27 protein-coding genes and 1 riboswitch are annotated in these 21432 nt (G+C 35.2%); of the genes, 26 read left to right on the top strand and 1 reads right to left on the bottom strand.

Annotated elements, in window-relative coordinates; genetic code table 11:
• Positions 1–19 precede the first annotated feature (19 nt).
• The 4 genes from ACF3N8_RS07760 to ACF3N8_RS07775 all read left to right on the top strand — a co-directional run bounded on the left by ACF3N8_RS07760 (position 20) and on the right by ACF3N8_RS07775 (position 3249).
• The gene (locus tag ACF3N8_RS07760) at positions 20–1027 is read left to right on the top strand and encodes a thermonuclease family protein (RefSeq protein WP_392449805.1); all 1008 of its coding nucleotides are present in this window, start codon (positions 20–22) and stop codon (positions 1025–1027) included.
• Between the two features lie 191 nt (positions 1028–1218).
• Positions 1219–1989, top strand: a complete 771-nt coding sequence (locus ACF3N8_RS07765; RefSeq protein WP_009382559.1) for a metal ABC transporter ATP-binding protein — start codon at positions 1219–1221, stop codon at positions 1987–1989.
• Positions 1986–2846, top strand: a complete 861-nt coding sequence (locus tag ACF3N8_RS07770; RefSeq protein WP_009382557.1) for a metal ABC transporter permease — start codon at positions 1986–1988, stop codon at positions 2844–2846. The genes ACF3N8_RS07765 and ACF3N8_RS07770 overlap by 4 nt, the downstream gene beginning before the upstream one ends.
• Positions 2836–3249 carry a Fur family transcriptional regulator gene (locus tag ACF3N8_RS07775; RefSeq protein ID WP_009382556.1) on the top strand — a complete coding sequence of 138 codons (414 nt, stop codon included), beginning with the start codon at positions 2836–2838 and terminating at the stop codon, positions 3247–3249. The genes ACF3N8_RS07770 and ACF3N8_RS07775 overlap by 11 nt, the downstream gene beginning before the upstream one ends.
• A gap of 328 nt (positions 3250–3577) precedes the next feature.
• Here the strand turns inward: ACF3N8_RS07775 and ispG are convergent, their stop codons facing one another.
• The gene (gene ispG / locus ACF3N8_RS07780; RefSeq protein WP_009382555.1) at positions 3578–4693 is read right to left on the bottom strand and encodes a flavodoxin-dependent (E)-4-hydroxy-3-methylbut-2-enyl-diphosphate synthase; all 1116 of its coding nucleotides are present in this window, start codon (positions 4691–4693) and stop codon (positions 3578–3580) included.
• Between the two features lie 290 nt (positions 4694–4983).
• Between ispG and ACF3N8_RS07785 the strand changes: the two genes are divergently transcribed.
• The 22 genes from ACF3N8_RS07785 (at position 4984) to ACF3N8_RS07890 (ending at position 21355) form a co-directional block, all read left to right on the top strand.
• The gene (locus ACF3N8_RS07785) at positions 4984–5583 is read left to right on the top strand and encodes a superoxide dismutase (protein WP_009382554.1); all 600 of its coding nucleotides are present in this window, start codon (positions 4984–4986) and stop codon (positions 5581–5583) included.
• A 127-nt stretch (positions 5584–5710) separates the two neighbouring features.
• Entirely contained in the window at positions 5711–7954 is a 2244-nt protein-coding gene (locus ACF3N8_RS07790; protein WP_392449806.1) for a peptidoglycan D,D-transpeptidase FtsI family protein, read from the top strand.
• 267 nt (positions 7955–8221) lie between these two features.
• Positions 8222–9196, top strand: a complete 975-nt coding sequence (locus ACF3N8_RS07795; protein WP_009382552.1) for a PstS family phosphate ABC transporter substrate-binding protein — start codon at positions 8222–8224, stop codon at positions 9194–9196.
• Positions 9197–9270: 74 nt separating this feature from the next.
• Positions 9271–10197: a phosphate ABC transporter permease subunit PstC gene (gene pstC / locus ACF3N8_RS07800; protein ID WP_238100789.1), complete on the top strand. Its 927-nt coding sequence runs from the start codon at positions 9271–9273 to the stop codon at positions 10195–10197.
• A gap of 3 nt (positions 10198–10200) precedes the next feature.
• On the top strand, positions 10201–11079 hold the full coding sequence (gene pstA, locus ACF3N8_RS07805) for a phosphate ABC transporter permease PstA (RefSeq protein ID WP_009382550.1): 879 nt from the start codon (positions 10201–10203) through the stop codon (positions 11077–11079).
• A 20-nt stretch (positions 11080–11099) separates the two neighbouring features.
• Positions 11100–11966, top strand: coding sequence for a phosphate ABC transporter ATP-binding protein PstB (gene pstB, locus ACF3N8_RS07810; protein ID WP_009382549.1), 867 nt, complete (start codon positions 11100–11102; stop codon positions 11964–11966).
• A gap of 3 nt (positions 11967–11969) precedes the next feature.
• A complete protein-coding gene (phoU, locus tag ACF3N8_RS07815) occupies positions 11970–12623 on the top strand; it encodes a phosphate signaling complex protein PhoU (RefSeq protein WP_238102076.1) in 654 nt (217 codons plus the stop codon).
• Between the two features lie 70 nt (positions 12624–12693).
• Complete coding sequence (gene rpmG, locus ACF3N8_RS07820) at positions 12694–12843, top strand: 50S ribosomal protein L33 (protein ID WP_009382546.1); 150 nt, start codon at positions 12694–12696, stop codon at positions 12841–12843.
• Positions 12844–13016: 173 nt separating this feature from the next.
• On the top strand, positions 13017–13553 hold the full coding sequence (locus ACF3N8_RS07825) for a 5-formyltetrahydrofolate cyclo-ligase (protein ID WP_009382545.1): 537 nt from the start codon (positions 13017–13019) through the stop codon (positions 13551–13553).
• A gap of 11 nt (positions 13554–13564) precedes the next feature.
• A complete protein-coding gene (locus tag ACF3N8_RS07830) occupies positions 13565–15019 on the top strand; it encodes a rhomboid family intramembrane serine protease (RefSeq protein WP_238102075.1) in 1455 nt (484 codons plus the stop codon).
• Positions 15009–15215, top strand: coding sequence for a YqgQ family protein (locus tag ACF3N8_RS07835; RefSeq protein WP_009382542.1), 207 nt, complete (start codon positions 15009–15011; stop codon positions 15213–15215). The genes ACF3N8_RS07830 and ACF3N8_RS07835 overlap by 11 nt, the downstream gene beginning before the upstream one ends.
• A complete protein-coding gene (locus tag ACF3N8_RS07840; protein ID WP_009382541.1) occupies positions 15212–16195 on the top strand; it encodes an ROK family glucokinase in 984 nt (327 codons plus the stop codon). Before ACF3N8_RS07835 ends, ACF3N8_RS07840 begins: the two co-directional genes overlap by 4 nt.
• A 2-nt stretch (positions 16196–16197) precedes the next feature.
• Positions 16198–16518 (top strand): MTH1187 family thiamine-binding protein, encoded by a 321-nt coding sequence (locus ACF3N8_RS07845; protein WP_238102074.1) that lies wholly within the window; start codon positions 16198–16200, stop codon positions 16516–16518.
• Positions 16518–17141 carry an MBL fold metallo-hydrolase gene (locus tag ACF3N8_RS07850; protein ID WP_009382539.1) on the top strand — a complete coding sequence of 208 codons (624 nt, stop codon included), beginning with the start codon at positions 16518–16520 and terminating at the stop codon, positions 17139–17141. Before ACF3N8_RS07845 ends, ACF3N8_RS07850 begins: the two co-directional genes overlap by 1 nt.
• Before the next feature lie 55 nt (positions 17142–17196).
• On the top strand, positions 17197–18168 hold the full coding sequence (gene comGA / locus ACF3N8_RS07855) for a competence type IV pilus ATPase ComGA (protein ID WP_238100787.1): 972 nt from the start codon (positions 17197–17199) through the stop codon (positions 18166–18168).
• Positions 18140–19213 (top strand): competence type IV pilus assembly protein ComGB, encoded by a 1074-nt coding sequence (gene comGB / locus ACF3N8_RS07860; RefSeq protein ID WP_017176497.1) that lies wholly within the window; start codon positions 18140–18142, stop codon positions 19211–19213. The genes comGA and comGB overlap by 29 nt, the downstream gene beginning before the upstream one ends.
• A gap of 16 nt (positions 19214–19229) precedes the next feature.
• Entirely contained in the window at positions 19230–19565 is a 336-nt protein-coding gene (comGC, locus tag ACF3N8_RS07865; RefSeq protein WP_238100785.1) for a competence type IV pilus major pilin ComGC, read from the top strand.
• Entirely contained in the window at positions 19540–19983 is a 444-nt protein-coding gene (gene comGD / locus ACF3N8_RS07870; protein ID WP_392449807.1) for a competence type IV pilus minor pilin ComGD, read from the top strand. The genes comGC and comGD overlap by 26 nt, the downstream gene beginning before the upstream one ends.
• A complete protein-coding gene (comGE, locus tag ACF3N8_RS07875) occupies positions 19970–20254 on the top strand; it encodes a competence type IV pilus minor pilin ComGE (RefSeq protein WP_009382533.1) in 285 nt (94 codons plus the stop codon). Before comGD ends, comGE begins: the two co-directional genes overlap by 14 nt.
• Positions 20232–20663: a competence type IV pilus minor pilin ComGF gene (gene comGF / locus ACF3N8_RS07880; protein ID WP_009382531.1), complete on the top strand. Its 432-nt coding sequence runs from the start codon at positions 20232–20234 to the stop codon at positions 20661–20663. Before comGE ends, comGF begins: the two co-directional genes overlap by 23 nt.
• Entirely contained in the window at positions 20641–20850 is a 210-nt protein-coding gene (locus ACF3N8_RS07885) for a hypothetical protein (protein WP_009382530.1), read from the top strand. The genes comGF and ACF3N8_RS07885 overlap by 23 nt, the downstream gene beginning before the upstream one ends.
• Complete coding sequence (locus ACF3N8_RS07890; protein ID WP_009382529.1) at positions 20837–21355, top strand: shikimate kinase; 519 nt, start codon at positions 20837–20839, stop codon at positions 21353–21355. The genes ACF3N8_RS07885 and ACF3N8_RS07890 overlap by 14 nt, the downstream gene beginning before the upstream one ends.
• Positions 21342–21432: riboswitch (glycine riboswitch) on the top strand. It overlaps the preceding gene by 14 nt.

A 21432-nucleotide genomic window follows, 5' to 3' on the forward strand; every position in this document is an offset into this window, starting at 1 on the left:
TTTGAAAGGAAGATGTAATTTGAATTTCATCATAAGTTTTTGCTTCGTAATTACATTTATTATGCTCATATTTTATACGATTAAAATACTTTACTATCTAATTAAGAGAAGAAAAGTTAAACCAATCATTAAAAGATTATTTATAACATTCATTTTATTTATGGGTTTAGGTTTCTTCGTACAGGATGATACAAAAACTAAAACCCAAGATACGGAAAAGACCAAGTCTAAAAAGACTAGTAATGACTTGAAATTCGAGTCACTCAAAACAGATATTTACGGTAAAATAAAATCCGAGGAGGATGTTCCTAAATACATAATGAAGCTTGAAGAGGTTGTAGATGGTGATACCATTAAACTTAAATATAAAGGTGAAGTACTTACGATGCAGTTATTAATGGTAGAAACACCTGATATAAAAAGTACCACTAAAGAATTTAAGTACTACGGTAAAAAGGCGTATCATTTAACTAAAAAGCTATTAACTAATGCAAAACAAATATATGTAGTCTTTGATCAAGGGCGTCAAAAGAATGACAAGGGACATTATTTAGTATATCTATTTGCAGATAATAATTCCTTAAATAATGAACTATTACGTCAGGGTTTAGCCCGTCTTAAATTCGATTCTTTTAAAAACGATACCTTATACGATAAGTTTTATGAAAGTGAATCTTTAGCTAAAAAAGAGCGATTAAATTTATGGTCTTATTTAAAGAGGGAAGTTGGTAATCTACCAGAGACCGTTGAAAAGGAACAATCTGAGAAAAATACGAATCATACGAATCCATCTATACAAAATGACCAAAAAGATAATTATAATACGCCTTCACAACCAAATGATTCTAAATCACAACCGCAACAACAACAGCAACCTCAACCTCAGGAGCAACCTGCTATACCTGTTTATTTTGGTACATGTGGTCAAATGAGGCAATTCTATCCAGGCGGAGTCCCAAGTAGTCATCCTTCTTATTCTCGAAAACTTGATAGAGACAAAGATGGCTTCGCGTGCGAACCTTACTAAATGAAAGTAACCGGCACTTGATGTGTCGGTTTTTTCTTTATAAAAAGCCCTTTAGAAATTAAACTGACATTGCGTGTTATCCCAATCATACAATTATCAGAATTAAACATCTATTTCAAATTATATATTTCGTAAAGATTACTATTTACATAACTTGCAACTGGTTGTATAGTATTAAACGAGGTGAAACTATGGAAACGCCAGTATTCGAATTAAAGCATATAGATTTCTATTATGAAAATAAACAAGTACTTGAAGATATAAATATTAAGATAAATAAAGCTGAATTTTTGGCGATTGTTGGTCCTAACGGAGCTGGTAAATCTACGCTACTAAAGCTCATTTTAGGCTTAATTCCACTACAAAAGGGTGAAATTCTTGTAGATGGTCGTAGCTATTCAAATAAACATGCGATGCAAAAGATTAGTTACGTTTCTCAGCGTGCGATTGCCTTTAACCAAGGATTTCCAGCAACCGTGAAAGAAGTTGTACTGAGTGGGCTTACGAAAAAGAAACGCTTATTTAAATGGTTTAATCAAAAAGATGATAAAGCTGTAGATGCCGTGCTCGATCGTTTAAATATTACTCATCTTAAGCATAAAAATATTGCACGTTTATCAGGTGGACAACAACAACGCGTTTTAATCGCGCGTGCGTTAATTTCTGAACCAAGCGTACTCATTTTAGACGAACCGACTAACGGTATTGATGCGAAACACGTAAAAGAATTTTATGACACACTGAACCAACTTAAAGAAGACGGCGTAACGATCATTCTCGTAACACATGATATTGGTGTCGTAGTAGATACGGCTACAGAAGTGGCATGCTTAAATCGTCACTTACACTTCCATGGCACGACTGAAGATTTCAAGTCACTAGACGAAGTTGAAGTATCTAAAATATATGGTCATCCGGTTAAATTCGTGGATCACCAACATGATAGGGCGTGTTGTTCATGATTGAGGCGATACTTAACTATGAGTTTATGCGTTACTCTTTCATCAGTGGTATTTTAATCGGTTTACTCGCCCCATTAATCGGGGCTTTCATCGTCGTACGTCGACTATCTCTTATCGCAGATGCTTTAAGTCACGTTACGCTCGGTGGTATTTCATTCGGGATGTTTATCATTACCGCATTCCCATTTATGGTCGTATTTAATCCGATTTGGTTCGGAATTCTGTTCGCTATCGTTGGTGCCTTTTTAATAGAAAGACTACGTACCTCATACTCAAATTATCAAGAAATTGCGATACCGATTATTATGAGTTCAGGTATTGGTTTGAGCGCTATCTTTCTTTCATTATCAGAAGGATTTAACCAAGAATTAGTCGGATTACTCTTTGGCTCTATTAGTGCCGTTGCGAAAAGTGATTTAATTACAGTTATTGTGATAGCGATTATCGTACTCTTATTCATTCTATTCTTTTATAAAGAAATGTTTATATTATCCTTTGATGAAGAGTATAGTAAAGTGATTGGTATTCCAAGATGGATTCAATTCTTATTTATCGTTATCGTAGCACTCGTTATCTCAGCTTCAATGCGCGTAGTAGGTATCTTACTCGTAAGTGCATTGATTACTTTACCAGTCGCGATTGCGATGCGTTTGTCAAAAGGCTTTAAACAACTTATCGCCTTCAGCATCCTTATAGGGGAGTTCTCAGTAATTAGTGGATTGACGCTAGCATTTTATATGAATTTATCGCCTGGTGGTGTTATTGTAGTAGTACTTATATTATTACTTATCATCACAATGTTATACCAAAAATTCATTGCGAATAAATTTGTAGGAGCTGGTAATCATGAACGTTAACGATGCGATTCAAATACTAAAGTCTAACGGACATAAATATACAGATAAACGACGTGATATGGCACAATTATTTATTGATGAAGATAAATATATTAATGCGAAACACGTTCAAAAGCATATGAACACATTGTATCCTGGCATTTCTTTTGATACGGTGTACCGAAACTTACACTTATTCAAAGATTTAGACATCATTGAAAGTACTGAATTAGATGGAGAAATGAAATTCAGAATCGCTTGTACCGATCATCACCATCATCACTTTATTTGTGAATCATGTGGTGATACGAAAGTCATTGATTATTGTCCGATTGATGAAATCAAATCGCAGTTACCTAAAGTTGACATTCAAAAACATAAATTAGAAGTTTATGGCATCTGCGAAAAGTGCAATGCGAAATAAATCATATTAAAGTTTTATATATATTTGTACTATTACTATATTTTATTAAATAGTAAATTAAAGAAATTGTTAGATTAAACAGCTGAACCTGTTGTCTTATTAAAAGAGTAATAGTACTTACTAAGTGAATAAACTTTAAATTTCCTAACAGCTGACTCCTAGGGGAGTAGCGTGAGTCCGGAGACTACAGGCTCCGGCCACGCCCCAGGAAAGCATGCTGTTAGGAAATTAGACTTTAAATATAAAAAGGATCCAAGACTTTAACTTCATTCAGTGTAATAACTGAACAAGTTAATCGTCTTAGATCCTTTCTTTTTATATAAAGCTATTATTTTGTAGCTTCTGCTTCTTTTTCTTCTTCGCGTTTTTTCTCCCATTCAGCTGCTAACTTATCAATTTCAATCTTAAGTTCATCAACCATTGTTTCTTCTGGGACTTTTCGAACAGTTTTACCTTTCATGAATAACAAGCCTTCGCCACGCGCACCAGCAATACCAATATCGGCTTCACGCGCTTCACCTGGGCCGTTTACGGCACAACCAAGTACGGCTACTTTCAACGGCACTTGAATTTTTTCGATATATTCCTCAACTTCGTTCGCGATTGAAATTAAGTCAATTTCAATACGACCACAAGTTGGGCACGCGATTAGAGTAGCAGCGTTACTAGCAAGACCAAATGCTTTTAATAGCGATTTTGCAACTTTAACTTCTTCAACAGGGTCAGCTGATAATGAAATACGGCATGTGTTACCGATACCAAGTGATAAAATCGCACCAAGACCAGCTGATGATTTAACTGTTCCATTAAATAATGTACCACTTTCTGTAATACCTAAATGTAATGGGTAGTCGAAAGCTTTCGCAGCTTTAGTATAAGCTTCGATAGCTAAATCAACATCACTTGCTTTCATTGAAACAATGATGTCATGGAAATCTAGGTCTTCTAAGATTTTGATATGGTGTAACGCACTTTCAACCATACCATCAGCAGTAGGGTAGCCATATTTCTTAAGGATGTGCTTTTCTAATGAACCAGCATTAACACCAATACGAATTGGAATGCCTTTAGCTTTACATGCTTCAACTACAGCTTCTACCTTCTCACGACGACCAATATTACCAGGATTGATTCTGATCTTGTCAGCACCATTTTCAATAGCGATTAACGCTAATTTATAGTTAAAGTGGATGTCGACTACAAGAGGAATATTAATTTGTTCTTTAATATCTCTAATCGCATGCGCATCTTCTTCGTTAGGGCAAGCGACACGCACGATTTGACAACCAGCTTCTTCTAAACGTTTAATTTCAGCCACAGTTGCTTCAACATCATATGTTTTAGTTGTCGTCATACTTTGAATGACTACTTCATTCGCACCACCAATTGGAATACCTCCAACATTCACAGTGCGCGTATTTTTACGATGCGTAATTTCAGACATGTTATGACTCCTTTATACCAATATTTATATCAAATATGTTACTTACTTTATTGTCAAAGCTCATTATACTATATTATATGCAAAAGGTTAAAGTCTCACTACTTATAACATTAATTGTTTAAACATTAATGAATCAATTTCAATATTTTGAAAAGTCCTTTAAAGATGTTATTTTGAACATACATCGTAACGCACTTATTCAATTAAGTCGTTACAAGCAAAAAGATTGAGTAGCAACATAGCTAGTTGTTATAGTTAAGTTGTAAACAAATCAAGGAGGATGATTATTTATGGCATTTGAATTACCAAAATTACCATATGCATACGATGCATTAGAACCACATATCGATAAAGAGACTATGGAAATCCACCACTCTAAACACCACAACACTTACGTTACTAAATTAAACGCAGCTGTTGAAGGTACTGATTTAGAATCTAAATCAATCGAAGAAATCATTGCTAACTTAGACAGCGTACCAGAAGAAAAACGTACAGCAGTACGTAACAACGGTGGTGGCCACTTAAACCACTCACTATTCTGGCAATTACTTTCACCTAATTCAGAAGAAAAAGGTGACGTAGTTGAAAAGATCAAAGAAAAATGGGGTTCAATGGACGACTTCAAAAAAGAATTTGCTGAAAAAGCTGCAGGCCGTTTCGGTTCAGGTTGGGCTTGGTTAGTATTAAATAACGGTGAATTAGAAATCGTTACTACACCAAACCAAGATAACCCAGTAACTGAAGGTCAAACTCCTTTACTTGGTTTAGACGTTTGGGAACACGCTTACTACCTTAAATATCAAAACAAGCGCCCAGAATATATCGAAGCATTCTGGAACGTTGTTAACTGGGAAAAAGTAGACGAGTTATACAACGCTGCAAAATAATTTTGCATGATATTTATAAATAACGACCTCTATACGAGGTCGTTTATTTTTTATAAAATTGTTCGCAAAATCATGCGATTTCATTTATAGTTGATAAAGAGACTTTAGTGAATAGAGGTAGGTTGTTTTGCTAAAAAGATTAAAAGAGAAATCTTATGATGAAAAAAACATCAATAAGATGAACAAACGGATCAATTTTATATTTGGTATTGTTATCTTTATATTTGCAATTCTCGTCCTAAGGCTAGGGTACTTACAGATTGCTCAAGGCTCGCATTATAGTGAATTAATCAAAAATAGCGAAAACCTAACTGTAAATGAACCCGTACCAAGAGGACGTATACTTGATAGAAATGGTAATGTCCTTGTAGATAATGCATCCAAAAAATCGATTACATATACAAGAAATAGAAACTCAAGTCCTGATGAAGTTTTAGAAACTGCCGAAAAGCTCTCTAAGCTTATAGAAATGGATACTTCGAAACTCACACCTCGTGATAAACAAGACTATTGGATTCAAAAGAACCCTGAAAAAGCTAAAGAAATTGTTAAAAAAGAAGAACAAATGGTTCAAGATGGTAGTATTTCTCAGGAAGATTATGATAAGCAGATGCATGAGAAAATACCTCAAGAAGAACTTGACAACCTCTCAGATAAAGATAAAGAAGTCGCAGCTATCTTTAGCCGTATGATGTCAGGTACTATGATGGATCCACAAACAATCAAGAATGAAGATGTTACTGAAAAAGAATATGCGGCAGTATCACAACAATTATCTAACTTATCAGGTGTTAACACTTCAATGGATTGGGATCGTAAATATCCTTACGATGAAACGTTAAGAGAAATCTTTGGTAATGTTTCTTCAGAAGAAGAAGGTGTACCTAAAGAGCTTTTAAATGAGTATCTATCGAAAGGCTATTCACGAAATGACCGCGTTGGTAAAACATATTTAGAATATCAATATGAGAACATCTTAAAAGCTAAGAAGAAAGAGATGAAATATACGACCGATAAGTCAGGTAGTATTATTGACTCTGAAGTCATTCATCCAGGTTCTCGTGGCGATGATTTAGTATTATCTATTGATATTAAGTTACAACAAAAACTTGAAGAACTTATGGAAAAACATATTAAAAAGCTCCGTAGTGAGGGTGCTAAGGATATGGACAAAGCCTTAATGGTCGTCCAAAATCCTAAAACAGGTGAAGTACTCGCTTTATCTGGTAAGCAAATCGAAAAAGATGGCACAATTAAGAACTTCGACTACGGTACGTTTAGTACTCAGTATACAGTAGGTTCTTCTGTTAAGGGTGCTACGTTACTCGCTGGTTACCAAAATGGCGCGATTAAAGTTGGCGAACAAATGATTGATACGCCGATGATTTTTAATGGTGGCCTTAAGAAAAGTTCTTACTTTAATAAAGATGGTTCTAAAGAAATTAATGATGCTGAAGCATTAATGCATTCATCAAACGTCTACATGTTCAAGACAGCATTAAAACTTGCTGGCTATGAATATAAGGAAGATATGCCACTTCCAAGTGATGTATCAGAAGCAGGTATTAAATTACGTAAAGGTCTTAACCAAGTAGGTTTAGGCGTTAAAACGGGTCTTGATTTACCTAATGAGGTAAACGGTCAAATCGAACCTTTAAAAGATAATCCTGGTAACTATCTCGATTTATCAATTGGTCAGTATGATACGTACACACCATTCCAATTAGCACAATATGCATCTACAGTGGGTAATGGTGGTTATCGTATTCAGCCACACATTGGCAAAGAAATTCGTAAAGCTACAAATAAAGATGAGCTTGGTCCAGTTAAGAGTAAAATCGATGGCAATGTTTTAAATAAAATCAATAACTCCGATAAAGAACTCAATCAAGTTCAAAAAGGTTTCGACAAGGCATTCAATGACATCAATGGAACAGGTTATATGAGTTTCCACGACACAGTTGTTCCATCAGCTGGTAAAACAGGAACTGCTGAAGTATTCCTTGATGGTGAGCCTCGTGTTAACTCAACATATGTTGGTTATGCTCCAAAAGACGATCCAGAACTTGCATTCTCAATCGTTTATACGAACCACCCAGTTCCAGAACCATTCTTACCAGGTGGTGACTTAGGTAGAGATATCATCAACTACTATTTCAAAGAAGAGAAAGAAAAAGAGGACGACCCGTCATCTAAAGATAAGAAAACAGAGCAAAGCGAAAATGGTGAAGCATCATCTGAGAACGGTCAAGATGACAATGGTGAATCACCTTCAGAAAACTCAGAAGGTGGTAATGGTAACCAAAATGCAGGTACTAACCAACAGAATGCTACAAGACCTGAAGATGAAAATGAATCACAAACTCAATAATTATAGTTAACAAGGGCGCAAACGCGTCCTTGTTTTTTAATGGCTTTTCAAGGAGAAAAAGAAAGAAATTTAGTGATTGGAATAGTCGAAAAATTATGAATATATTTTAAGTTACTTAATATTTAAGTATAAATATCGTAAACGATAAAGAATTACGAAATTAAATAGCATGTTAACAGAAAATTTACAATAAGTTCATCACGCATTAATAATATGTATGTATTGTGGATGTTGTAGAAAGTATATTGATACTAGGAGGATGTTTCAATGAAGAAATTACATGTTTTAGGTGCTACGACTGCTAGTGCTGCATTATTATTAGCTGCTTGTGGTGGCGCTGGACAATCTGAAAGTGGTTCTGGTTCAGGCGGTGGCCAAAGCGATTTAAGTGGTAAAGCAAAAGCTAACGGTTCATCAACTGTTGCGCCTGTTGTTGAAAAATTAAACGAAGAATGGGCTAAGAAAAACCCTCAAGCTCAAATCGAATCAGTTACATCAGGTACTGGTGATGGATTCAAGAAATTCATCTCAGGCGATACTGACTTCTCAAATGCTTCTCGTCCAATTAAAGACGATGAGAAAAAACAATTAAAAGACAAAGGTATCGACTACACTGAATTCACTGTAGGTCTTGACGGACTAACAGTTGCTGTAAACAAAGAAAATGATTTCGTTGAAGAATTATCAATGGAAGAACTTAAAAAGATTTACACTGGCGAAGCTAAGACTTGGAAAGATGTAAATTCTAAATATCCTGATAAAGAAATCAAAGCGTTCTCACCTGACCAATCACATGGTACATACGATTTCTTTACTGAACACGTTACAGATAAAAAAGACTTAACGTCTCAAAAGAACCAAAAAACTGACGTAATCGTTAAATCAGTTGAAGATAACAAAAACGGTATCGGTTTCTTCGGTTATAGCTTCTTCCAAGAAAACAAAGACAAGTTAAAACCTGTTAAAATCAAAGGTGACAAAGGTGAAGCTGTAGAACCAACTAAAGAAACTATCCAAGATAAATCTTATCCTTTAAGCCGTGAATTATTCATCTATGCTAACAACAAGAAATTAAAAGAAAACAAAGTAGCATCTGAATTCATGAAATTTGCTTTAGAAGATAAAGGTAAAGCAGCTGAAGACGCTGGTTACGTTGCATTACCAGAAGATAAGTACAAAGAGCAACTTGACAAACTTAAAAAGATCTCTGGTGGCTCTGAAGACAAAAAAGAATCAAAATAATGAATTGAATTAAGATCAACCAAAGGGGCGCTTAATCCTAAGACGCCCCTTTTTGTGAATAAAGGAGTTATCTTATGAAATCAAATTCTTCTGTAAGAGAGATGATTAAGAAAAATCAAAAGGGTAAATCAAACATCAGTGATAAGATTATGCCAGTCATCTTAGGTGCTATTGCTACTATTTCAATCCTTACTACGATTGGTATTCTAATCACGTTACTCACTGAGACAATTACATTTTTTACACGCATTTCATTCGCCGAATTCTTATTTACGAGCGAGTGGAAACCATTCTCATCTGATCCTAAATTTGGTATCTGGGCATTAATTTTAGGTACGCTTAAAATTACAATCATAGCTACGTTAATTGCCGTACCTGTTGGTTTAGGTGCTGCTATTTACTTAAGTGAATATGCATCTGATAAAGCAAGAAGAATCATCAAACCAATACTTGAAATCCTTGCTGGTATTCCTACTATCGTATTCGGTTTCTTCGCTTTAACATTTGTTACACCATTACTTAGAAGTATTATCCCTGGATTAGAAAGCTTCAACGCACTAAGTCCTGGTTTAGTAGTAGGTGTAATGATTATTCCTATGATTGCAAGTTTAAGTGAGGACGCAATGTCTTCAGTTCCAAATAAAATTCGTGAAGGTGCCTTAGGTTTAGGTGCTACGAAATTAGAAATGATTTTAAAAGTCGTAATTCCGGCTGCGATTTCAGGTATCATTGCTTCTATCGTTCTTGCGATTTCACGTGCAATCGGTGAAACAATGATTGTATCACTTGCAGCAGGTAGTGATCCAAGTTCAGACTTCAGTATCTTCAAATCAATCCAAACAATGACTGGTTACATTGTTCAAGTAACTTCAGGTGACGCTGGATTCGGTACTGATATCTACTACAGTATTTATGCTGTTGGTTTCACATTATTTATCTTTACGTTAATCATGAACTTAATTTCACAATGGATCACGAAACGATTCAGAGAGGAGTATTAAAATATGTCTTTAGTCGATCATAAAGCTATAGAAAAAAATCTCTCTGGCAGACAGAAAAAGAATTCGATCTTTAGAGGTATTTTCTTTGCTTGTACATTAATCGGTTTAATCGTTTTAGCAATCTTATTAATCGATATTTTACGACAAGGTTTAGGTTCACTAACTGGTGGATTCTTTACAAACTTTTCATCTACGACACCTTCAAAAGCAGGTATTAAAGGTGCATTAATCGGTACATTATGGTTAATGATGACATTAATTCCAATCTCTTTAGTACTTGGTGTAGGTACAGCAATTTACTTAGAAGAATATGCGAAAGACAACGCATTTACTAAATTTATCAAAGTGAACATTTCTAACTTAGCAAGTGTTCCTTCAATTGTTTACGGTTTATTAGGTTTAACAATTTTCGTTACTTTAATGAAAATGGGTAACTCAGTTCTTGCGGCTGCATTAACTTTATCATTATTAATCTTACCTGTAATTATTGTAGCGAGCCAAGAAGCGATTCGCTCAGTACCACGTTCAGTAAGTGAAGCTTCATATGGCTTAGGTGCCAACAAATGGCAAACAATCAAGAATGTTGTATTACCAGCGGCTATCCCTGGTATCGTAACAGGTGTTATCTTAGCGATTTCTCGTGCAATTGGTGAAACAGCACCACTTGTAGCACTTGGAATTCCGACAATCTTACTTGCGACACCACAAGGTATCTTAAATTCATTCCAAGCGTTACCACTTCAAATCTACAACTGGTCAGCGCTTCCGCAAGAAGAATTCCAACACCTTTCTGCAGCAGCAATCATTGTTCTACTAGTGTTATTACTTTTATTAAACTCAGTAGCAATCTATATCCGAAACAAATTCTCTAAAAAGTATTAATATAAAATGGGGTTTTTAATATGAATAAAGTAAAAGATTTAAATACAGAGCAAAACACTGATCAAAAAACATTTGAATCTAACTTAGAAAAAAATGAAGGCAACAAAAAGAAAATCATCACAGACAAAGATAGAGACGTAGTATTCTCTACTCAAAATTTAGACTTATGGTATGGTGAGAACCATGCATTAAAAAATATCAACTTAGATATTTTAGAAAATAACGTAACAGCGATTATCGGACCTTCAGGTTGCGGTAAATCAACATACATCAAAGCTTTAAACAGAATGGTAGAATTAGTACCATCAGTTAAAACTTCAGGTAAAATTTTATATCGTGACCAAAACATCTACGATAAGAAATACTCAACTGAAAAATTAAGAACTGATGTCGGAATGGTATTCCAACAACCAAACCCATTCCCTAAATCAATTTATGACAACATCACATATGGTCCTAAGATCCACGGTATTAAAGATAAGAAAACGTTAGACGAAATCGTTGAAAAATCTTTACGTGGCGCAGCAATTTGGGATGAATTAAAAGACCGTTTAGATACAAACGCTTACGGTTTATCAGGTGGTCAACAACAACGTGTTTGTATCGCAAGATGTTTAGCGATTGAACCAGATGTTATCTTAATGGACGAACCAACATCTGCACTTGACCCAATTTCAACATTAAAAATCGAAGAACTTGTTCAAGAGTTAAAACAAGAATACTCAATTATCATGGTTACACACAACATGCAACAAGCAGCGCGTGTATCTGATAAAACAGCATTCTTCTTACATGGTTATGTGAATGAATATAATGATACGGATACTTTATTCTCTAATCCTTCAGATAAAGAAACTGAAGACTACATCTCAGGACGCTTCGGTTAATACATGGCAATAATTAGACACACATACGAAGGCCAATTGTTAGAACTTAGAAAAGATATCAGACGATTGGGCCTTCGTATTTTTTCTTTAATACAGCAATCCGTATCTGTATTAAGTGATCAAGACATTAACCATGCACGAGCTGTTGTTAAAAAGGATACCGTAATTAATCGTTTAGATCATGACATCAATGTACAAGTCATCATGCTAATTACGAAGCAGCAACCAATTGCGACTGACTTACGTTTAATGATTGCTGCGCTTAAAATATCATCAGAATTTGAACGTATCGGTGATAATGCCGCGAATATCGCTCAAATCAGAAAGCGTGTTAAGTTCACAGATAACTACATTCTGATGCGCCTTGATACAATGGGTAAACTTGCGATGTTAATGCTTAAAGATTTAAACACTGCAGTACGTGAGGATGATATTACTTTAATTAAAGAAATCATTATTCGCGATGAAGATATTGACGACTTATTTAAAGATATCATCAACACAACGTACTTAATTGATAACGACCCATTCGTTGCAGCACAAGCGCATTTAGCAGCGAGATATTTAGAACGTATTGGTGATCACATCGCGAATATCTCAGAACATATCTATTACTACATGACAGGTGAACGTTACGAATCTTATGATAAAAATTAACGCTTTCAAAATCTCTCGTGAAATGATATGATATATAGGTCGTATTTTGAAAAATGAGGAGGGGTTTATAATGCGTATCAACGTAACGCTAGCATGTACAGAATGTGGAGACAGAAACTACATCTCTACTAAAAACAAAAGAACGAATCCTGAACGTATCGAAATGAAAAAGTTCTGTGCACGTGATAATAAACACACATTACACCGTGAAACTAAATAATATTGCTTAAATTTCATAGAAACATGAAATAAAAGCCTAAAACTTGAACTTTGTTTAGCATCGTTCAAGTTTTTTGTATTTAAAGGACTTTTCAAAAATGCGACGTCTATTCATGACATCATATTAGAGAAATTGTATAATTAAGGCATACTACATAAAAGAGGGTGTTATGATTGGATAAGCGTTTATTGAGAAAAGAAACAATAGCTAAAATGAAAGATTATTCAATTGAAAATAAAAAGTCTTCTGATCAATATTTAATGAATCAATTATTAAAACATGATAAATTTATAAAAGCGAACCGTATCGGGCTCGTATTATCTATGCCGCATGAGGTGAATACGCATCCCATCATTGAAAAGGCACTTGCTATGAATAAAGCTGTATTCGTGCCGGAAACAGATTATGACAATAAAGAAATGAACTTTAAACGTATCGAAAGTCTTGATCAAATTGGACCTGACGATAAAGGGATTGACCATGTCGTGAGCGATACTGAAATCAGCAACGACTTAGATTTAGTTGTTGTACCAGGCGTTGTCTTTAATGAAGAGGGGTACCGTATTGGATATGGTGGCGGATACTTTGATAAGTTTTTAAGTAAACATCAACCTAAAACGTTAAGTTTAATTTATGAATTTCAAATTGATGAAATACCAGTAGCGTCACATGATCAACCAGTTGATGAACTGATTGTGGCGAAAACGTAACGGAGGCATTTATGATTAGTGAAAAGTATTACTGGCAGACGATTCATCGTTGGATGAAATATTCTAATTATGAAATTGCATTTAAATCAAAGGATCTTAATGAGATTTGGCTAAAACATACGAAGCGCCATGAGATTGCTATCTTTAAATATGGGTCTAGTACATCTCAAGAAATTCGTTTCGATAAAAGTCGTATCCTTGAACATCCTGATAATATTAATAGATTTCTTGGCTTTAGGCCAGAAGCTTATAAGTTTTATTATTTCACAGACCGCACGTATGACACGCACGATTTCAATGAATATGACCGTACAAAGATGACGTATCATTTTATTGAATCTCAATCTGATTTAGCTTCAATTATGTCGCACCCGATTGCGAAACGCATGGCAAATCGTAAAGATAGTAAATCCGCTTCTTACTATAAGAAACGTGTGCTCAATGAAAATCCTATCGAACGACACATGAACAAATTTAGTCCAATTACATATGGCCTTATACTACTTAACGTAATCATTTGGGCCTTAATTAATATCTTACATCATAACGAGTTTACAGATTTAAAGTTAATTGATTTAGGTGCGTTAGCGCATTTCAATGTCGTTCACGGTGAATGGCACCGTCTGATTACATCGATGTTCTTACATCTCAACTTTGAACATATATTATTTAACATGTTGAGTTTATTCATATTTGGTAAGTTACTCGAGTCGATTCTCGGTTCATGGCGCATGTTCGGTGTATACATGTTATCGGGGATTATTGGTAATTTAGTTACGCTCGCATTTAGCCCAGATACGTTCTCGTTAGGGGCTAGTGGTGCGATATTCGGCTTAATCGGTTCTTTAATCGCGTGCATGATTATTAGCCAGAAATTCGACCAACGTACAATCGGTCAACTTTTATTAGCGCTATTGATTATGGTCGTGATTTCGCTCTTCATTTCAAACATCAATGTCTTAGCACATATTGGTGGTTTACTAGGTGGTGTACTTGTAACGTTCCTAGGTTATTACTTCTTAAAGGACCGTAAGTTATTCTGTATCATCATCGCATGTACGGCATTTGTTGCGTTATTACTTTTAATCAAGATATTTGTGACACAAACCGATAACATCTACAACCGAATTATTCGAGAACAGATGTATGAGAATCATTATGATGAAGCGGAGCACATGATTAATCAAACGAAGAAGAAGGATTATGCGGATGATTACACGTATTATTTAAGCGGTTTAATTAATGCGACTAAAAATTCGAAAGCAGAAGCAATGGCTGATTGGGAACGCGGTCTTAAAATATTCCCTAAATCAAGTTTACTTCACTTCGAGATGGCGATTGCGAACCGCTCACTAGGTGACTTAGATACGGCTAAAGAACACATTAATAAAGCTGTTAAGTACGCGCCTAATGTGAAGAAGTATAAAGATTTAAAGCATGAACTTGAGGACGACGATGAAGAATAATCAGTTAAAAGAATTTTATGATGTATTACAACTTCTCAAACAGTTTGGTTACGTGTCTTATATGAAGAATCCACTTGACCATTTAGAACTCATCGAACAAGAAATTCATGAGTTACGAGACTTTCATCTTATTTCCAACCAAACGTTTATAGAAGCTAAATTACTTATCAATCAGAGAAGGATGGAACTTAAATGAAAAACATTATTTTAGCAGCTGATATTGGAGGTACAACATGTAAATTAGGCATCTTTGATTCAACACTCATCAGACTAAAGAAATGGTCCATCAAAACCGACATCAAGGACGAAACAGGCGAAAGCTTAATTGAAGATATTTTCAACGCATGGCAAGCATCACTTAAGGATCTCGGCTTTGAACTCGAAGACGTTTTAGGCATCGGCATTGGCGTACCAGGCCCAGTTAATTTCGAAACAGGTGTCGTTAATGGCGCTGTTAACTTAAATTGGCCGAATAAAGTCGATATTCCGAAGCTTCTAAGTAAACATATCGACTGTCCTGTATTTGTTGATAATGATGCGAATGTAGCCGCCCTCGGTGAAAAGCACAAGGGTGCAGGTAAAGGTGCGCGTGACGTAGCGATGATTACATTAGGCACTGGACTTGGCGGTGGTATGATTGCGAATGATAAACTGGTACATGGGCACAATGGTTCAGGCGCAGAATTCGGCCACTTTAGAGTTGACCATGACCAACGCTTTCAATGTAATTGTGGTAAATCAGGATGTTTAGAAACCGTAGCTTCAGCGACAGGTGTTGTTAATCTCGTGAACTTTTACTATCCGAAATTAACGTTTAAATCATCGATATTACATTTAATTAAGGAGAACAAAGTTACCGCTAAATCTGTGTTCGATGCTGCAAAAGAAGGCGATCAATTCTGTATCTTTATTACAGAGCGTGTCGCAAACCACATCGCATATGCGATCAGTGTTATCAGCGTCATGAGTAATCCTAAATTCGTTATTTTAGGTGGCGGTATGTCAGACGCTGGTGACATTCTTATTGAAAATATTAAGACAGAATATCGTCATTTAACATTTAACCCAGCGCAAGATGGTACTGAAATCGTTCAAGCAGAACTTGGTAACGATGCAGGTATTGAAGGTGCAGCTGGCTTAATCAAAACTTATCTAATCGATACAAAAGGAGCATAATTATGGCAATAGTAGACGTAGTTGTAATTCCTGTAGGTACAGAAGGACCAAGCGTAAGTAAATACATCGCTGAAATCCAAACGAAGCTTGAGTCTTATAAAGCAGAAGGTAAAATTGATTATCAATTAACACCAATGAATACGTTAATCGAAGGTGATTTAAAAAATTTACTAGAAGTTGTTCAAGTCATTCACGAATTACCTTTCGATAAAGGCTTAGACCGTGTATGTACGAATATTAGAATTGACGATCGTCGCGACAAATCTCGCAAGATGAACGAAAAATTAGACTCTGTAAACAAACATTTAAAGGGTGATCAATAATGCGTATTTCACATCTACCACTAGGTATGGTTGAAACAAATTGTTACTTCATTGAGAATGATAACAGTTTAATCATTGTCGACCCAGGTGCTGACTCAGGTCGAATCTTTGATCAAGTGAACAAGATTAATAAACCTGTTAAAGCGGTACTCCTAACGCACGCACACTTCGACCACATCGGTGCACTTGATGACGTTATCGAGAAATATGACGTGCCCGTTTATATGCATCAAGAAGAAGAAAGCTTCCTAACAGACCCTGATAAGAACGGCTCAGGCAAGTTCGCAGAGTATGGTTTACCTCTTGTGAAAAGCACTGCCAAGCCTCAATTTCTTAATGAAGGCAAAGCAGAAGTTGAAGGATTTAAATTTAATGTATTGCATACGCCAGGTCATTCACCAGGTAGTTTAACGTATGTATTTGATGAATTCGCTGTTGTAGGCGATACATTATTCAATAGTGGTATCGGACGTACGGATTTATACAAAGGTGATTATGAAACGCTTGTTGATTCCATCAAAGATAAAATCTTTGAACTTGAACAAGATTTACCTTTATATCCTGGTCATGGGCCATATACAACAGTGGAAGACGAAGAACTCAATCCATATTTAAATGGCTAAAATTAAAAGTAATTTAGACACCTCCTACGTTTAATTATATGTAGGAGGTGTTTTTTTGAAGTTATTATTTAAAGGTATTATTCAACAAGCCATTTTAAAGCAAACGTCTGATGTACACTTTATACCGTTTCGAGATGAGGTCGTCATTAAGTTTAGGATAGGAGATGAGTTAGAGGAGTTTGAACGCGTAAAGTTCGATACTTACAATAAGTTGTTAACGTACATGAAATACGAAGCAGGTTTAGATGTATCGACAAAGCATAAAGCTCAAAGTGGGCGTTACGTCTTTAAGCAAGATATCGTATATTTCCTAAGGATTTCTACATTGCCATTAAGTTTGGGGATTGAAAGTTGTGTCATTCGGATTACGCCTCAATACTTTCAAGATGAGAAGCGGTACCACTCACATCAGCCCTTATTAAAGCTCATGCATAAGAAGCAAGGTTTAATTTTATTTAGTGGACCAACAGGCGCTGGTAAAAGTACGCTGATGTATCAAATGGTGAAATATGCCTTAAATCATCTAAACCGCAACATTATTACCATTGAGGATCCAGTCGAACAACTTATAGAAGGTATAACACAAATCTCGGTTAATGATAAGGCAGAAATCGATTATGAAACATCATTCAAAGCGATACTACGTTGTGATCCAGACATCATTTTAATCGGCGAAATCAGAGACCACCATATCGCGAAGAAAGTGATTCAAGCGAGTTTAAGTGGTCACCTAGTGCTATCAACCATTCACGCGAATGATTGCCAAGGCGTTTTATTAAGGTTACTCGAAATGGGTGTTACGAAAGAAGAACTTAAACAAGCGATTAACCAAGTAACGAACCAGCGTTTAATAACTACCAATGATCATGAACGTCAACTGGTTTATGAAGTAATGGATAAGGAAGCCATTCAATATTTCTTAGCACATGAAGTCTTGCCGTCCTCATTTTTGAGCATCCAAGACACGCTCGCTAAATTGAACAAAGAAGGTATTATTTGTGAAGACACGTATAACCGCTATCATTAACTCGATTCAATTTCGACAGTCTTTTAAGCCAGAGGATCAAATTGACTTTTTAAATCGGCTCTCAGAATTATTGAAACACGGCTTTACGTTATACGAATCGGTTGAGTTTTTATTATCGCAATATCATCTAAAACCGAAACATCTTAAGGATGACATCTTAGAGGACCTACGCTCAGGCAAGGAATGTTATTATATTTTGACATTATTGAAATATCCGAAGTCTGTCATTATGCAAATTTTCTTTGCGGAAAAGTATAGTTCCTTAGAGGAGAACCTTGAGACAGCAGCTTTCTTTTTGAAAGAGCAACTCAATATACGAAAGAATTTACTTAAGACGATTCAATATCCGCTTGTATTACTCTTCATCTTTATTTCAATGCTTATCGTAATTAATCAAACCATTATACCTGAATTTCAAACGATGTTCGATACGATGCAAGTTAAACGGTCGCATATCCAAGTTATATTAACCAACATCATCTTTCATTTACCTACAGTACTCATGGGTCTTCTCTTCGTTATATCGTTAAGTGTCGTAATATTTATAACGGTGATGAAGCGGTTGTCGATTGAGAGGCGTTTAATCGTGTATCGACGTATACCCATTATTTCAAAGTATTACCGCATGTTTAAAACGTACTTTATTACCAATGAATTTGCGCTATTTTATAAGAACGGTATTAAGCTTCAGAATATGATTCACATTTATCGCACGCAGGACGAAGATATGTATCTTAAGTACATTTCTAAGGCGTTAAATGAACACATGCATCAAGGTACGGCTTTACCAGATGCCTTAGCTTCTTTAAACCTATTTGAAAATGACTTTATACAGTATATTAGGCAAGGTGAGAAAAGTGGCAAGTTAGACATCGAACTCAAAATGTATAGCACCTTTATTTTAAACAAACTTAAAAAACGCTTTTTATTCCACTTGAAGTGGATACAGCCCTTAGTATTCTGCTTACTAGGATTTTTTATCGTAACCTTATACCTTGTCATCATGTTACCAATGTTTGAAATGATGGCATCGATACAAAATTAATTTGGGAGTGACATCTATGAATCAAAAATTACAACAATTGAAACAAACTTTCCGAAATAATAAAGCTTTTACCTTGCTCGAAATGTTAGTCGTTTTGTTAGTGGTATCTCTACTTTTAATATTGATATTACCGAACATCGCGAAACAAACTGAACATATTCAAGCTACTGGATGTGAAGCACAAACTAAAATGGTAAATAGCCAAATTGAGTCTTACACGCTTAAGCATAATCAAAAACCTACTTCGATTGATCAGCTTGTTAATGATGGCTTTTTAAGAGAGAATCAAAAAACATGTAAAAATGGTGCAACGATTTCAATTGTGAATGGTGAAGCGGTTGCGCGAAAATAAGGCATTCACCTTATTAGAAATGCTATTAGTCTTGATGGTTATTAGCGTTATGCTCACGATTACGCTACACTTACAAGCTTTAATTAACCGAGATCAAGCTTCTGAAAGACAAGTAAAACACTTTGTATCAGAATTAAATTACATTCAAGCAAAAGCAATTGGACAGCAAAAAACGATACATGTGACTTTAAACCCTTATAGAGACTATATAACGTTATATGAGCAAGGGGAGCGAGAACCAAAGCGATTGCCATTACGAGGCGGTAAAATTTTACCTTCAAGTAATATAAACGGACTAACATTTACAAAAGATGGTCATTTAAAACAATTTGGTCGAATTGATATTAGATTTGGTGAACAAGATTATGGGTTTATCTTCCATATAGAAAGAGGGCGTTTTAGAATTGTTAAAAAATAACCAAGGGTCATTAGTCATTGAAACTTTGTTAGCGATGTTTGTTCTCTCAACGATTACGTTTATCCTAATTCCAATTTTTAATCAACTCAACCAAAAGCTTGAAGAAATCGAACGTCAAGTTGAAATGAAACAAATGTTATTTACGCATTTAAAACATCACCAATTCGAAACGCAATCTTACAAACTTCATCCTTATAAGATTGAATCTAAAAAAGGTCGTGTATGCGTCATACATGAAGGGTTAAAGTATGAAACGTGTGCAACGAAGTAGTGGATTCACTTATATTGAAATGTTGTTTGCGATGCTCGTGCTGTCACTCGTACTGAGCCTTTTACCTTTAATGATTCGTACGTTAGGACAGTTAGAATTTCAAATCTATAATTCTAACGACGTTCAACTCGAATTTTTTATGAGAGATTTAACAGACGATTTAAAACATGTTAAACGTAATCAGGTTCATGTTCGAAAGGATGCGCTAACTTTTGAAAAGGATGGAGATATCATACGTGTTTTTATAAGAAATCATAAAATCCATAAAACGGTAAATGGTAGAGGGGACATCACGTTACTTTATCAAGTATCAGATCTAGAGTTTATACGTTTACCAAATGATATGATTAGCGTTAAAATACTTAATAAAAGAGGTCAATATGCCTATGAAAAGCTTTTTTATGTGTAACAAAGGATTTATTTTACCCGGCGTACTCATATTATTTAGTTTGTATATGTCAATCGTGGCATATTACATCATTCAATATGAACTTAAATTTAAAACGCTTTATCATTTAGAGCAATATTATGACCATGAAATCAACGTATATATCAAATCAATCAAAAAGGATGAAGCACGAGATGGAACGAAATGAACCAATTATCCTAGTCGGTTTTATGGGGACAGGTAAAACAACTTTAGGCGAGTACCTCGCAGAAAAACTTCAAGCAACGTTTATAGATTTAGATCACTATATTGTAGTTAATGAAAATCGTTCGATTCCCGAAATTTTTGATCAAGACGGCGAGTCTCATTTTAGAAAGCTTGAACATGATTATTTAAAGGATTGTATGCATCAATACGACATCATCGCTACTGGTGGTGGCATTATTGAAAGCGATACATCTCTTAAACTTTTAGAATCATGTCAAAATGTCGTCTGGTTAGATTGCGATATCGATACAATCTACCATCGTGTGAACACTGATTCAAACCGTCCAAACGCTAATGGTAAAACTTTAGACGAATTAAAAAACTTGTATTGTTCAAGGCATTCAAGATATAATGAAATCGCATTCATAAAAGTGAATACGAACCAGGTTATTCATGATTCCTACCAAGAAATTATGAATCAAATTAACGCGAATGATCAATGTTAGAGAGAATGATACAAAAATCATCGCCGAAGGAGCAAGCATTACGCGAATCTCTCAGGCAAAAGGATAACATTGGGACG

It is taken from the genome of Staphylococcus massiliensis, from assembly GCF_043186315.1.
GTDB lineage: Bacteria > Bacillota > Bacilli > Staphylococcales > Staphylococcaceae > Staphylococcus > Staphylococcus massiliensis.